Genomic DNA, 13,833 nt, shown 5'->3' with positions numbered 1-13,833 from the left:
CGAGTCGCAAAAACCGTCGGGCGGTCGGGTGGTCGTCGCCCGTCCTGCGACGGCTATTCGTGATTCAGATTTTCACGAACGAACCCCGATTATTGACAAAGTCGTCGTTTTTCGTGTGCGAACGGGACACACGAACGGTTTTTCAGGGATGGGGTGGCAAGAACAGCGGTCACAAAAACCCTTTTACAAAAAGGATATAACTGCGGCAATCAATGGTGCAGGTATGTCAGCGAGGTGGCTCCGCCCGTGAGCACGTTACAGTACGAGGTCGGCGAGCGCATCGAAGTTCTCGACAAGAACGGGGAGGTACGCGACGGCGCGACGGTGCCCGACATCGACGACGAGCTACTGGTCGCGATGTACCGCGAGATGCGACTGGTACGCCACTTCGACCAGCGCGCCGTCTCGCTCCAGCGCCAGGGGCGCATCGGCACCTATCCGCCGCTGTCGGGCCAAGAGGCAGCCCAGGTCGGCAGCGCCCACGCGCTGGCCGAGGAGGACTGGCTGTTCCCGAGCTACCGCGAGCACGGCGCGTCGCTCATCAAGGGGTTCTCGCTGGAGCGGACCCTGCTCTACTGGATGGGTCACGAGGTGGGCTACGAGGAAGAGGACGCCAACATCTTCACGCCCGCGGTGCCGATCGCCTCCCAGCTCCCCCACGCCGTCGGCGCGGCGTGGGCCTCGAAACTCCAGGACGAGACCAAGGCATTTCTCTGCTACTTCGGCGACGGCGCGACCAGCGAGGGCGATTTCCACGAGGCGATGAACTTCGCGGGCGTGTTCGACACGCCCACCGTCTTTTTCTGTAACAACAACCAGTGGGCGATCTCCGTACCCAGAGAGCGACAGACGGCGAGTGCGACGCTCGCCCAGAAGGCCAATGCCTACGGGTTCGAGGGTATACAGGTCGACGGGATGGATCCGCTCGCGGTCTATCAGGCCACCCAGCAGGCCGTCGAGAAGGCAAAGGATCCCGACGAGGACGAGCTTCGGCCGACGATGATCGAGGCCGTCCAGTATCGCTTCGGCGCGCACACGACCGCCGACGATCCCTCCGTCTATCGTGAAGACGACGAGGTCGAGGAGTGGAAACAGAAGGACCCGATCCCACGGCTGGAGGCGTTCCTGGAGGATCAGGGACTGCTCGACGACGAGCGTATCGACGCGATCGAGGAGGAGATCGAGGAAAGCGTCGCCGACGCCATCGAAGCGGCCGAGTCCCACGAGCGCCCGGAGCCCGAGGAGATGTTCGCGGACGTCTACGCCGAGATGCCGAAACGGCTCGACCAGCAGCTACAGTACCTGAAGCGACTGCGCGACGACCACGGCGACGAGGAGATCCTCGAATGAGCACGACAGAACAGCAGGAAACGGGCGAAACGCAGAGTTTGACGCTCGTCCAGGCGGTCAGGGATGGGCTCTACGGCGAGATGAGTCGGGACGACGACGTGCTCGTCATGGGCGAGGACGTCGGCGAGAACGGCGGCGTCTTCCGGGCGACGCAGGGCCTCCACGACGAGTTCGGTGATAACCGCGTCATCGACACGCCGCTGGCCGAGTCGGGCATCATCGGCACGGCGGTCGGGATGGCCGCCTACGGGATGAGGCCCGTCCCCGAGATCCAGTTCCAGGGGTTCATCTACCCGGGCTTCGACCAGATCGTCAGCCACGCGGCGCGGCTCAGAAACCGCTCGCGCGGCCGGTTCAACTGTCCGATGGTGATCCGCGCGCCCTACGGCGGCGGCATCCGCGCGCCGGAACACCACTCCGAGTCGAAGGAGGCGTTCTTCGTCCACGAGGCCGGTCTCAAGGTCGTGATCCCGAGCACGCCCCACGACACGAAGGGGCTGCTCGCCGCCTCGATCCGCGACCCCGACCCCGTCCTGTTCCTGGAGCCGAAACTCATCTACCGCGCCTTCAGGGAGGACGTGCCCGACGAGTCCTACACCGTGCCGCTCGGCGAGGCCGCCGTCCGCCGGGAAGGGAGCGACGTCTCGGTGTTCACCTGGGGCGCGATGACCCGCCCGACGATGGAGGCCGCCGAGTCGCTCGCCGAGGAGGGCATCGACTGCGAGGTCGTCGATCTCCGCACGCTCTCGCCGCTCGACGACGAGGCGATCGTCGAGTCGTTCAAGAAGACGGGGCGAGCGGCGGTCGTCCACGAGGCCCCCAAGACCGGCGGGCTGGCCGGCGAGATCACCGCGACGATCCAGGAGGAAGCGCTCGTGTATCAGGAGGCACCGATAACGCGCGTCACGGGCTTCGACACGCCGTTCCCGCTCTACGCGCTCGAAGACTACTATCTCCCCGAGGCCGCCCGCATCGAGGACGGGATCCGGGAGGCCGCGGAGTTCTGAATGGTCCGCGAGTTCGAGCTGCCCGACGTGGGCGAGGGCGTCGCCGAGGGCGAGATCGTCGATTGGCTGGTCGAGGAGGGCGACCCGGTCGAGGAAGACCAGCCCGTCGCCGAGGTCGAGACCGACAAGGCAGTCGTCGACGTTCCCTCGCCCGTCGACGGCAGCGTGCAGGAGATCCACGCCGCGGCGGGCGAGATGGTGCCCGTCGGTACCGTGATCATCACGTTCGCCGAGGAGGGCGACGCCGACAGCGGTGAGGCGACGACCACCGAGGAATCGAAGGAAACGGACGCCGCCACGGAGGCGAGCGCAGCGACGGGCGACGTGGAGACGACGGCCGAAGAGACGGCGGACGAGGAGACCCCGACCGCGAGCGGGCGCGTCTTCGCCGCCCCGAGCGCGCGGCGGCTGGCGCGCGAGCTTGGCGTCGATATCGGAAGCATCGACGGCTCCGGTCCCGGTGGCCGGGTGAGCGAGCACGACGTGCGCGCGGCCGCGGAGGACGCGAAAGAAGTGGATGAGGAGGGAAGCGATTCGCCCGAACCGGCCACCACGCGCGTCGAGGGCTCCAGCGGGACGGATGCTGGAGAGGGGGACACCACCGGAGGCGGCGCGGCGCAGGCATCCTCGACGGGACAGCCGTCGGCGAGCGGGTCCGCGGCGGGCGGAGCGACGGCGGGCGAGTCGGCCGACCGCGAGCGCACGCTCGCCGCGCCCGCGACACGGAAACTCGCCGCGGATTCGGGAGTCGATATCGACGCCGTACCCACCGACGAGGAGCGCGACGGCGAGGCGTTCGTCACGCCGGCGGCCGTCGAATCCTACGCCGAGGCCCAGCAGGCCGCACAGGACGCCGACAGGGCGGCGGTCGCCGAGTCGAGAGGCGAAGAGCGGATCCCCTATCGTGGGGTTCGGCGGACGATCGGCCAGCAGATGGCGGAGTCGAAATACACCGCGCCCCACGTCACCCACCACGACGAGGTCGACGTCACCGCGCTGGTCGAAGCCCGGACCGATCTCAAGGAGCTCGCCGACGAACAGGGGATCAGCCTCTCGTACATGCCGTTCGTCATGAAGGCCTGCGTGGCCGCGCTGCGCGAGTTCCCGATGGTCAACTCCATGCTCGACGAGGAGGCCGAGGAGATCGTCCAGAAGAAATACTACAACATCGGCGTGGCGACCGCGACCGATGCCGGGCTGATGGTGCCCGTCGTCGAGGACGCCGACCGGAAGAACATGCTCCAGCTGGCCTCGGAGATGAACGAACTCGTCGAGAAGGCTCGCGAGCGCACGATCAGCCGCGAGGAGATGCAGGGCGGCACCTTCACGATCACCAACGTCGGGGCCATCGGCGGCGAGTACGCGACGCCGATCATCAACCACCCCGAGGTGGCGATCCTCGCGCTCGGCGCGATCAAGGAGAAACCCCGAGTCGTGGACGGCGAGATCGTCCCCCGCAAGGTGATGACGCTCTCGCTGTCGATCGACCATCGCGTCGTCGACGGCGCGATCGCGGCGCAGTTCACCAACCGCGTCGAGGAGTTCCTGGAGAACCCCCAGCGGTTGCTGCTCGAAGCGTAGTCAGCCCGGACCCTACTGATTTTTCACGTCCGCGCGCCTCCGGTCGGTATGGTCGTCGGAGACGTCACGACGGGGACGGACGTACTGATTATCGGCGCGGGCCCCGGTGGCTACGTCGCCGCCATTCGCGCGGGACAGCTCGATCTGGACGTGACGCTCGTCGAGAAGGATGCGTATGGGGGAACCTGTCTGAACCACGGCTGTATCCCCTCGAAGGCGCTCATCTCGGCGACCGACGTCGCACACGACGCGAGCACGGCCGAGGAGATGGGCATTCACGCCGATCCCGCGGTCGATCTCGCGGGGATGGTGGGTTGGAAGGACGATATCGTCGATCAGCTCACCGGCGGCGTCGAGAAGCTCTGCAAGGCAAACGGCGTGAACCTCGTCGAGGGGCGCGCGGAGTTCGCCGGCGACAACACCGTCAGGGTCGCCCACGCGGGCGAGGGCCAGGGCTCCGAGACCATCCAATTCGAGCACGCGATCGTCGCCACCGGCTCGCGCCCGATGGCGATCCCGAACTTCGCGTTCGACGGCGAGCGGATCATCTCCTCGCGCGAGGCGCTCGCGCTCGATGCGGTGCCCGAGAGCCTCGTCGTCGTCGGCGCAGGCTACATCGGGATGGAGCTCTCGACCGTGTTCGCCAAGCTCGGAACGGACGTCACGGTTGTGGAGATGCTCGATTCGGCGCTGCCGGCCTACGAAGACGACGTCGCACGCGTCGTCAAGAGCCGTGCCGAGGAGCTCGGCATCGACTTCCACTTCGGCGAGGGCGCGAGCGAGTGGGTGGAGTCGGGCGACGGAATCACTGTCAAGACCGAAGACGAGGACGGCGAGATCTCGGAATTTGGGGCCGAAAAGGCACTCGTCGCGGTCGGGCGGGAACCCGTCACGGACGCGCTGAACCTCGACGCGATCGGGCTCGCGACCGACGAGGGCGGATTCTTGGAGACGGACGATCGCGCACGGACCGACGTCGAGACCGTCTTCGCCGTCGGCGACGTCGCCGGCGAACCGATGCTCGCACACAAGGGGATGAAGGAGGGCGAGGTCGCCGTCGAGGTCATCGCGGGCGAGCCGTCGGCGCTCGACTATCAGAGCGTGCCGGCCGCGGTGTTCACCGACCCCGAGATCGGCACGGTCGGGATGACCGAGAAAGAGGCCAAGGAAGCCGGCTTCTCGACGGTGGTGGGCGAGATGCCGATGCGCGCGAGCGGGCGCGCGCTCACGCTCGGCGAGAGTGACGGGTTCGTCCGCGTCGTCGCCGACGACGATGCCGGATTCGTCCTCGGCGCACAGATCGTCGCGCCGGAGGCCTCGGAGCTGATCGCCGAGCTCGGGCTGGCCGTCGAGATGGGCGCGACCCTGGAGGACGTCGCCGCAACGATCCACACCCATCCCACGCTCGGCGAGGCCGTGATGGAGGCCGTCGAGAACGCGCGCGATAGGGCGATCCACACGCTCAACCGCTGAGGAAAGTCGCGAATTCACGTGAATTCGTGAATCTTTGAGAGCGCCGACGAGCACCGCAGCGTCCGCCGGGCTTTTGTTCGACTAGTCGTAACGTGGCAGTATGAGCGGCTCCGAGGAAGACATCGAAGAACTTCGCAAGCAGAAACTCGAACAACTCAAAGAACAGCAGCAGGGCGGCGGGCAGAACGAGGAGGCCAGACAGGCCCAACAGGAACAGGCCGAAGCACAGAAATCGGCCGTACTCCGCCAGAACCTCACCGATGGCGCGCGACAGCGGCTCAACTCGGTGAAGATGAGCAAGCCCGAGTTCGGCGAACAGGTCGAACAGCAGGTGTTCGCGCTCGCGCGCAGCGGCCGACTCGGCGACAAGATCGACGAGGACCAGATGAGGGAGTTGCTCCAGGAGCTCAAGCCCGACGAGAAGAGCTTCGACATCAAACGACGATAGCGCCGGTCGGCCGACGACCGCACGTCCCGCCCCGTTCCGTTTCGTGGTACATTCCGTAAGGGTGAACACGCCGATACCGCCAACGGACAGTATGTACGACCGCATCAAGGGTTTTCGTGACTTCTACCCCGGCGAGATGAGCGCGCGCCGGGAGGTCATCGACGACGTCGAGGAAGTCGCCCAGCGCTACGGCTTCCGTGAGATCGGCACGCCGGCGCTCGAACGCACGCAGATGTACGCCGACAAGAGCGGCGAGGAGATCGTCGAGGAGCTCTACAACTTCACCGACCACGGCGGGCGCGAGGTGGCGATGACGCCCGAGCTCACGCCGACGGTCGCGCGGATGGTCGTCGAGAAACAGCAGGCGCTCTCGAAGCCGATCAAGTGGGTCTCGTCGCGACCGTTCTGGCGCTACGAGGCGGTCCAGCAGGGCCGTTTTCGCGAATTCTACCAGACCAACGTCGATATCTTCGGCTCGGCGGAGCCGATCGCCGACGCCGAGATCCTCGCGTACGCCGCCGACGCGCTCACCGAACTCGGACTCACGAGCGACGACTTCGAGTTCCGGGTGAGCCACCGCGACATCCTGGGTGGGTTGTTGGAGTCGTTCGACGCCGACGTCGACACCGAGGCGGCGATCCGCGCGGTCGACAAACGCGACAAGCTCGCCGTCGGCGAGTATCGCGCGCTACTCGGCGACGCGGGCCTCTCGGAAGCCGACGCCGAGGCGTTCGACGAACTGCTCGAAACGGAGGAAGAGAATTTGGACGAGCTCGTGGCCGCCACCGAGACCGAGCGCGTCGAGAACGCGGTCGAGAACCTCCAGAACGTGCTCGACGCGACCGCCGATCTCGGCGCGCGCGACTACTGCACGCTCTCGCTCGACACCGCACGGGGTCTCGACTACTACACCGGCGTCGTCTTCGAGTGTTTCGACACCACCGGCACGGTGGGCCGGGCGGTGTTCGGCGGCGGGCGCTACGACGACCTCATCGAGGGGTTCGGCGGCCAGCCGACGCCCGCAGTCGGCGTCGCACTCGGGATGGCGACTCTCTCCCTGCTCTGTGAACGCGCCGGCGTCTGGCCCGCGGAGACCACGACGACCGACTACTACGTGCTCCAAGTGGGTGACACGCGCGAGACCGCCGCCGGAATCACGCGCGACCTACGCGAGCGTGGCCACGTCGTCGAGACCGATATCGCCGGCCGGAGCTTCGGCGCACAGCTGGAGTACGCCGACTCGATCGGTGCCGAGACGACCGTCATCGTCGGCGAACAGGACCTCGCCGACGGGAACGTGACCGTCAAGGAGATGGCATCGGGCGATCAGCGCCAGGTGCCTGTCGACGAGTTCCCCGAATCCGGCGAAAGAAAGTAGGAGACGGGGTCGTTCGATCGGGCAACGATGACGGACGATCTGCCGACACCGGGTGAAATCATCACCATACACGAACGGATCGATCAGCGATACGGTCTGAAATACGAAGGTATCCGTATCGCAGCACCCAGAGGGATGCTCAGACGCGAGGTCATCGAACCGGCTGCCGAGTACGACGATCCGTACCACCGGGCGGCGACATTGTTGTTCGGTATACAGAGCGCCCACGTCTTCGAGGACGCCAACAAACGGACGGCGTGGACCGCGACGATGGAATATCTGGAACGAACGGAGATCAGACCTGACTTTCAGCAGGACAAGGAGACGATCGAGCGCATCATTCGCCGTGCCGGTCTGTTCGAGATGGACGAACTCGCCGCGTGGTTCGAAACGGGCGAAATCGACGAATCACGCCTGCCGGAACACTAATCATGAAACGAAACGATACCACCGGCATGGCCGAATCGGAACACGAATCCGACGAGGACGGGTTTCGCGAGCGAGTCGATCGAATCATCGAACGCGAGCGGCCGATTCTCGATCGACTCGCGGACGAACAGACCGACACCACATAGCGTCACACCCGTTCGACGGTATTTCGCTACGTTGGGGGAGGAGCATCCGATCGTCGAATGTACCATCTGTTTGCGTTTTTCGACGAGGATTTCGAGAACAGCTGCCTGAGAAAACGGCGTTAGTCTTGGGCCGTCGGTGCGGAGCCGACGGCATCGGGGTCAACGGCGACGGTCTCCTGAACCTGCGTGTAGACGAGCACGAGGCCGAGGGCGGCGAGCACTGCGCCGAAGACGAACGGGGCGGCGTAGCCAAAGCGCACCAGAAAGCCCGACGCGAGCGGTCCGATCGCGGTGCCGAGGCCGAACGACATCGTCAGCACCGACAGCTGCGTGCCGGACGAGCCCTTGCTCGCGAGATCGCCCGCGAGCGCGAGCGCCGGCGCGAACACGAGCGCGCCCGCGATCCCCTGTACGGCGCGGGCGACGATCATCTGCCACGGCGCGACGACGAACCCCTGCGCGAGTGTCGCGGGCACGAGCAGGACGAGCCCGATGAGGATGAACGGTTTGCGGCCGTAGCGGTCGCTCGCGCTACCGATCGGTGCCTGGAAGAGCACCTGCATCAGGACGAACGCCGAGAACTCGATGCCGAACAGCTGTGCGCCCTGTCCGAGGCGGGCGTTGACCTGCGGTTCGATCGCCGAGAGCAGGGCGATGCCGACGGCCATGAACAGCGAGGCGACCCCGAGGGCGAACACCGGGTCGATCAGCCCGTCGGCGTCGTGGTCGAACACCGCGATCGAGGTGTCCTCGTCGTCGGTCGAGCGCTCGATGTCGGGATCGTCGACGAGCAGCGTGACGAGCACGAAGCTCACCACCGCCGAGACGGTCGCGATGTAGAAGGCCGCCTCGAAGCCCGTTATCGAGAGTCCGAGAAGGGAGTACGGGCCGCCGTTGATGACCGAGCCAGCGACGACGGGACCGGCCCCGAAGCCGAGCAGCCGGAAGGTGTTGAACGTGCCCATGTTCCCGCCACGGGTGTCGTCGTCGGCGAGTTCGTTGACCAGCGCGATCGTCGCGACGATCGTCAGCGACGCGCCGAGCCCCTGTGCCATCCGGATGACGAACAGCATCCAGTAGCTCGACGCCAGCGAGTAGGTGAAGTTCGCGACCGCGAGCAGTCCCAGCCCGGCGAGGACGAACACCTTTCGCTTGCCGAGTTTGTCCGACAGACGCCCAGCGAACGGCTGGAGCGCGCTGTTGAAGAAGCCAAACGCCGAGAGGATCAGCCCTGTGAGCAGCGAGACGCCGAGCCCGCCCGTCCCGCCCTCGATCGTGCCGCTGGCGATGTAGATCGGGAGGACGACGATGAGAAAGGAGTTGCCCACCGAGTCGGCCATCCGGGCGATCGCCAGCGCGAGCACCTCACGGTTGATACCGAGATACTTGTTGATCGTGCTCACAGTCGACCCGCGCGTTCGGACTGTGCCGCTCCGACGGACGACCGTCTCCGTTCGATGTGATGGATCGATTCGAAAACCATTCTCTGACTGCTTGGTTAGTCTCGCGCGCGTATGAATCCTTTGGCCAGCGATGGGTCGACGCGACGGCATCCGACCGTCGATCCATCGATCAGCCGGGTTCCGACGGAGCGAAGGATCAGTGGGACGAAAGAGGGCGTGATGCGTGCGTTCCGGCTCGCCTACGACGGCCGCCCGTTCTACGGCTTCCAGCGCCAGCCCACGGTGCCGACCGTCGAGGGGACGCTGTTCGATGCCCTCCGCGAGCTCGGCGTCCTCGACCCGGATGAACGAAAGCCGTCGGGCTACGCCGCCGCGGGACGGACCGACAGGGGCGTCTCGGCGGTCGCCCAGACGATTGGCCTCGCGGCACCGGAGTGGCTCACGCCGCGGGCGCTCAACGGCGTGCTTCCAGGGTCGATCCGCGCGTGGGCACACGCCGATACGGGGTCGTTTCACGCGACCCACGATGCCGTCGCGCGCGAATACACCTACCAGCTCCACGCGCCGGCGGCCGACGACGAGCGGGCGCGCACAGTTATGAGACGACTCGCGGGCGAACACGATTTCCACAATCTCACGCCCGACGATCACAACACCGTCCGCACGCTTGCCGGCGAAATCGAGCGCGATAGCGAGTTCCTGATCGTGACGCTCCGTGCGGGCGGTTTCTCGCGCCAGCTCGTTCGTCGTATCGTCACGCTCGTTCGGAACGTCGCGACCGGCGACGCGTCGCTCTCAATGGTCGATCGCGCGCTCTCTGACGAAGAACTCTCGGGACCGGGCGGGATCGCGGCCGCGCCGGCCGCGCCGCTCGTTCTCACCGGCGTCGACTATCCAGAACTTGATTTTCGAGTAGACAACGAGGCCGCCGCGAGCGCGCGAGAACTGTTCGAGAACGTCCGTACTGAGGCAGCGACGCGAGCACGCGTCGCCGGCGAGATCGAGCAACGGATCGAGTGAGAGGAGCTACTGGACGTCGTGGCGTGCGGGTTCGGCGGCTTCCGCCTCATCGAGGGTCGTCCCGCACCACTGGCAGAAGTCGAGATCGTCCTCGACGGGCCGGCCGCAGTCGGGACAGGCCGCCATCTCCGTGCCGGTGCTCCGGACGCGGAGGAGGTAGTTGTTGACGACCGCGAGCCGGTAGGCGTCGAGCACGCTGAGCAGCGAGACGGCGAGCAGCGGCGCGGCGTCGAGCCACGCGAACGACTGGCCGGAGACGAGTGCATCGAGCGTCGCGTCGGGGACGAATACGCTCGAAAGCATCGTCACTCCGAGCCAGCCGAGCGCCCGGAGCCACCGCCGGAGATAGAGGTGGCCGAACGCGGGCGCGATGGCCGAGAGCAACGCCGCGAGCCACGGCCGTTTCCGCGAACGGGTTTCTCCCATATGTTGACTGAACAGTTATTCATTCTTGAGTCTTTCGTTCGTGGCGTCGCCGTCGCCGGTTCGGGAAGGTTTACCCCGCTCGGCCGCCGTGTTCTCGGCATGAGTTCGGTTCCCGAACGCAACGAGATCGACACCGAATACACCTGGGATCTGTCGAACCTCTACGCCACCGACGAGGACTGGGAGGCCGCCTACGAGGACGTCGAGGAGGGGATTTCGGCGCTCGAAGCCTACGAGGGGCGGGCGACCGAGGACGGCGAAACCCTGCTGGCGACGCTCGAAACGCGCGAGGAACTGTTCAGGAACCTCTCGAACGTCGTCTCCTACGCACGGATGCGCCGCGACGAGGACACCACCGACCAGCAGTACCAGGCGCTCACCGCGCGGGCACAATCGCTGGCGAGCGACGCGTCGAGCGCGGCGAGTTTCATCAACCCCGCGCTCCAGGACTGCACGCGCGAGGAGCTGGACGCGATGATCGAGGAGGAGCCGGGGCTCGAAACGTACGATCACTACTTCGACGACGTGTTGCGGATGAAGCCGCACACCCGCTCGGCGGAGATCGAGGCGCTGCTCGCGGATCTCGGCGAGGTGACGGGCGCGGCCAACGAGGTCTACGAGATGCTCACGAACGCCGACATGGAGTTCCCGACAGTCGAGGATCCCGATGGGGAAGCCGTCGAGATCTCGCTGAGCAACTTCACGAAGCTCCAGAAACGGCCCGACCGCGCCTTCCGGCAGGACGTCTACGAGCAGTTCTACGATGAGTGGGACAACGTCAGAAACGCAGTCGGAGCCGCCCACCGCAACAGCGTCAAGGCCGACGTGAAGCTCGCCGACGCCAGGGACTACGACAGCGCGCGCAAGGCCGGCCTCGACGGCGCGAACATCCCGGTGGAAGTCTACGACACGCTCGTCGACACCGTGCGGGACAATCTCGACGTGCTCAACCGCCACGCCGACCTCAAGCGCGAGCGACTCGACGTCGACGAACTGCGGATGTGGGACCTCTACATGCCGATGGTCGACTCCGAGAGCCCCGAGGTGCCCTACGAGGACGCCAAAGAGCACGTCACGGCCGCGGTCGCGCCGCTCGGCGAGGAATATCAGGAGCAGCTCGCGGCAGGCCTCGACTCCCGCTGGGTCGACGTCTACGAAAATCAGGGCAAGCAGTCGGGGGCGTACTCCGGCGGGACCTACGACTCGCAGCCCTACATCCTGATGAACTACCAGGACGACATCGCCTCGATGTACACGCTCGCCCACGAGCTCGGCCACTCGCTGCACTCCGAGCTGGCGAGCGAGGCCCAGCCCTACATCTACGGGGACTACGAGATCTTCGTCGCCGAGATCGCCTCGACGGTGAACGAGGCGCTGCTGACCCACCACCTGCTCGACACCGTGGAAGACGAGTCCTTCCGCCGGCACGTGCTCAACGAATATCTCGAACGGTTCCGCGCGACGCTCGTCCGGCAGACGATGTTCGCCGAGTTCGAACAGCAGACCCACGAGCTCACCGCGGCGGGCGAGGCGCTCACGCCCGACCGCCTCGACGACATCTACGGCACGCTCAAGGGTGATTATTACCAGAACGCGGCGATCGACGACCGCATCACCCGCGAGTGGATGCGGATCCCACACTTCTACCGACCGTTCTACGTCTACCAGTACGCGACGGGCATCTCGGCGGCGGTCGCACTCGCCGAGCGCATCCACGAGGGCGACGGGGACGCGGCAGCATCGTACCGAGAGTTCCTCTCATCGGGCTCACACGGCTATCCGATCGAGCTGCTCCGCGAGGCGGGTGTCGACATGACCGACGCGGACCCGATCGAGGCGGCGTTTACGGCCTACGACGACGCGCTTTCGGAGTTCGAAGAGCTGGCATAAACACCCCGAACCCAAAACCACTTTTAACGAAGAGCCCCTATCGTGGGGTAAGAATGTCCCACAGTCCCTCCCTCCCGGACCGACCGCGCCTCGACATTGATCCGGAGTTGAGCGATGCCGAACGGCTCGACGCACTCGCCAAACACTTCGAGAGCGTCTCAAGCGTCCACGACGAGCTCGCCGACCGCCTCGACGAGGCTGAGGCCGAGCGCGAGGAGCTCTCCGAGGAAACCGAACAGCTCCAGCGCGAGAACGAGGCGCTCAAGACCTCCTCGCTGTACGTCGCCACCGTCGAGGAGTTCACCGACGAGGGAGCGATCGTCAGACAGCACGGCAACAACCAGGAGGTGCTGACGGAGGTCGCGCCCGGGATCGCCGACGATATCGAGAACGGCGATCGCGTCGCCGTCGACGACTCCTTCAGCATCCAGCGCCCGCTCGACAGCGAGACCGACGTGCGCGCGCAGGCGATGCAGATCGAGAACCGCCCGGCGGTCGGCTACGCCGATATCGGCGGCATCGACGATCAGATCCGAGAGGTCAGGGAAGCCGTCGAGATGCCGCTGGTCGATCCCGAGCGGTTCGACACCGTGGGCATCGAACCGCCGACCGGCGTCCTCCTCCACGGTCCGCCCGGCACGGGCAAGACGATGCTCGCCAAGGCCGTCGCCAACGAGACCGACGCGACGTTCATCAAGATGGCCGGCTCCGAGCTGGTTCGCAAGTTCATCGGCGAGGGCGCACGGCTCGTCCGCGATCTCTTCGAGCTGGCGAGCGAGCACGAACCAGCCGTCATCTTCATCGACGAGATCGACGCCGTCGCCTCCAAACGGACGGACTCGAAGACCTCCGGCGACGCCGAGGTCCAGCGGACGATGATGCAGCTCCTCTCGGAGATGGACGGTTTCGAGGAGCGCGGCGACATCTCGATCATCGCCGCCACGAACCGCTTCGACATGCTCGACCGGGCCATCCTCCGTCCTGGACGGTTCGACCGGCTCATCGAGGTGCCGAAACCCGGGCCCGACGGGCGCGAGAAGATCTTCGCCATCCACACGCGCGGGATGAACCTCGACGACGACGTGGCGTTCGACGAACTCGCCGAAATGGCCGACGAGTTCAGCGGTGCGGAGATCGAGAGCCTCACGACCGAGGCCGGCATGTTCGCCGTCCGCGACGACCGCAGCGAGGTGCGGATGAGCGACTTCGAGGACGCCCTGGCGAAGATCACCGAGGACGACACCGCCGCCGATCCGGTCGCCTTCCTCTGAGCGACGCGGAT

General features: G+C 66.1%; 13 protein-coding genes. 11 read left to right on the top strand and 2 right to left on the bottom strand.

Annotation, left to right across the window (positions count from 1 at the left end; all coding sequences use genetic code 11):
* The first annotated feature begins 246 nt into the window (after positions 1-246).
* From pdhA to C448_RS16105, 8 genes are all read left to right on the top strand, one after another.
* A complete protein-coding gene (pdhA, locus tag C448_RS03460) occupies positions 247-1,350 on the top strand; it encodes a pyruvate dehydrogenase (acetyl-transferring) E1 component subunit alpha (protein ID WP_004051923.1) in 1,104 nt (367 codons plus the stop codon).
* The gene (locus C448_RS03455; RefSeq protein ID WP_004051922.1) at positions 1,347-2,357 is read left to right on the top strand and encodes an alpha-ketoacid dehydrogenase subunit beta; all 1,011 of its coding nucleotides are present in this window, start codon (positions 1,347-1,349) and stop codon (positions 2,355-2,357) included. Before pdhA ends, C448_RS03455 begins: the two co-directional genes overlap by 4 nt.
* Positions 2,358-3,938 (top strand): dihydrolipoamide acetyltransferase family protein, encoded by a 1,581-nt coding sequence (locus C448_RS03450; protein ID WP_004051921.1) that lies wholly within the window; start codon positions 2,358-2,360, stop codon positions 3,936-3,938.
* 48 nt (positions 3,939-3,986) lie between these two features.
* Positions 3,987-5,411: a dihydrolipoyl dehydrogenase gene (lpdA, locus tag C448_RS03445; RefSeq protein WP_004051920.1), complete on the top strand. Its 1,425-nt coding sequence runs from the start codon at positions 3,987-3,989 to the stop codon at positions 5,409-5,411.
* A gap of 100 nt (positions 5,412-5,511) precedes the next feature.
* Positions 5,512-5,859 carry a DNA-binding protein gene (locus tag C448_RS03440; protein WP_004051919.1) on the top strand — a complete coding sequence of 116 codons (348 nt, stop codon included), beginning with the start codon at positions 5,512-5,514 and terminating at the stop codon, positions 5,857-5,859.
* A gap of 91 nt (positions 5,860-5,950) precedes the next feature.
* Complete coding sequence (hisS, locus tag C448_RS03435; RefSeq protein WP_004051918.1) at positions 5,951-7,237, top strand: histidine--tRNA ligase; 1,287 nt, start codon at positions 5,951-5,953, stop codon at positions 7,235-7,237.
* 27 nt (positions 7,238-7,264) lie between these two features.
* Complete coding sequence (locus C448_RS03430; protein ID WP_004051917.1) at positions 7,265-7,666, top strand: Fic family protein; 402 nt, start codon at positions 7,265-7,267, stop codon at positions 7,664-7,666.
* Positions 7,667-7,668: 2 nt separating this feature from the next.
* Positions 7,669-7,812, top strand: a complete 144-nt coding sequence (locus tag C448_RS16105) for a hypothetical protein (protein ID WP_160162772.1) — start codon at positions 7,669-7,671, stop codon at positions 7,810-7,812.
* A 119-nt stretch (positions 7,813-7,931) separates the two neighbouring features.
* Here the strand turns inward: C448_RS16105 and C448_RS03425 are convergent, their stop codons facing one another.
* A complete protein-coding gene (locus C448_RS03425; RefSeq protein ID WP_004051916.1) occupies positions 7,932-9,215 on the bottom strand; it encodes an MFS transporter in 1,284 nt (427 codons plus the stop codon).
* A 219-nt stretch (positions 9,216-9,434) separates the two neighbouring features.
* Between C448_RS03425 and truA the strand changes: the two genes are divergently transcribed.
* Positions 9,435-10,235 (top strand): tRNA pseudouridine(38-40) synthase TruA, encoded by an 801-nt coding sequence (gene truA, locus C448_RS03420; RefSeq protein WP_004051915.1) that lies wholly within the window; start codon positions 9,435-9,437, stop codon positions 10,233-10,235.
* A gap of 6 nt (positions 10,236-10,241) precedes the next feature.
* On the opposite strand, the gene C448_RS03415 is transcribed toward truA, so the two are convergent.
* The gene (locus C448_RS03415; protein WP_004051914.1) at positions 10,242-10,661 is read right to left on the bottom strand and encodes a zinc ribbon domain-containing protein; all 420 of its coding nucleotides are present in this window, start codon (positions 10,659-10,661) and stop codon (positions 10,242-10,244) included.
* A 99-nt stretch (positions 10,662-10,760) separates the two neighbouring features.
* Here C448_RS03415 and pepF point away from each other — a divergent pair, with 99 nt between their 5' ends.
* Positions 10,761-12,551: an oligoendopeptidase F gene (gene pepF, locus C448_RS03410; RefSeq protein ID WP_004051913.1), complete on the top strand. Its 1,791-nt coding sequence runs from the start codon at positions 10,761-10,763 to the stop codon at positions 12,549-12,551.
* A 53-nt stretch (positions 12,552-12,604) separates the two neighbouring features.
* Entirely contained in the window at positions 12,605-13,822 is a 1,218-nt protein-coding gene (gene pan2 / locus C448_RS03405) for a proteasome-activating nucleotidase Pan2 (RefSeq protein ID WP_004051912.1), read from the top strand.
* Positions 13,823-13,833 lie beyond the last annotated feature (11 nt).

The organism is Halococcus morrhuae DSM 1307 (assembly GCF_000336695.1).
Classification (GTDB): Archaea; Halobacteriota; Halobacteria; order Halobacteriales; family Halococcaceae; genus Halococcus; species Halococcus morrhuae.
This window is presented reverse-complemented; position numbering and strand designations above follow the sequence as displayed.

What these genes read in the sequence shown, in the direction of transcription:
- pan2 (WP_004051912.1), top strand. Translation starts at nt 12,605, where the DNA reads ATGTCCCACAGTCCCTCCCTCCCGGACCGACCGCGCCTCGACATTGAT.
- C448_RS03415 (WP_004051914.1), bottom strand. Translation starts at nt 10,661, where the DNA reads ATGGGAGAAACCCGTTCGCGGAAACGGCCGTGGCTCGCGGCGTTGCTC.
- C448_RS03440 (WP_004051919.1), top strand. Translation starts at nt 5,512, where the DNA reads ATGAGCGGCTCCGAGGAAGACATCGAAGAACTTCGCAAGCAGAAACTC.
- C448_RS03455 (WP_004051922.1), top strand. Translation starts at nt 1,347, where the DNA reads ATGAGCACGACAGAACAGCAGGAAACGGGCGAAACGCAGAGTTTGACG.
- C448_RS03430 (WP_004051917.1), top strand. Translation starts at nt 7,265, where the DNA reads ATGACGGACGATCTGCCGACACCGGGTGAAATCATCACCATACACGAA.
- C448_RS16105 (WP_160162772.1), top strand. Translation starts at nt 7,669, where the DNA reads ATGAAACGAAACGATACCACCGGCATGGCCGAATCGGAACACGAATCC.
- C448_RS03450 (WP_004051921.1), top strand. Translation starts at nt 2,358, where the DNA reads ATGGTCCGCGAGTTCGAGCTGCCCGACGTGGGCGAGGGCGTCGCCGAG.
- hisS (WP_004051918.1), top strand. Translation starts at nt 5,951, where the DNA reads ATGTACGACCGCATCAAGGGTTTTCGTGACTTCTACCCCGGCGAGATG.
- lpdA (WP_004051920.1), top strand. Translation starts at nt 3,987, where the DNA reads ATGGTCGTCGGAGACGTCACGACGGGGACGGACGTACTGATTATCGGC.
- truA (WP_004051915.1), top strand. Translation starts at nt 9,435, where the DNA reads ATGCGTGCGTTCCGGCTCGCCTACGACGGCCGCCCGTTCTACGGCTTC.
- pepF (WP_004051913.1), top strand. Translation starts at nt 10,761, where the DNA reads ATGAGTTCGGTTCCCGAACGCAACGAGATCGACACCGAATACACCTGG.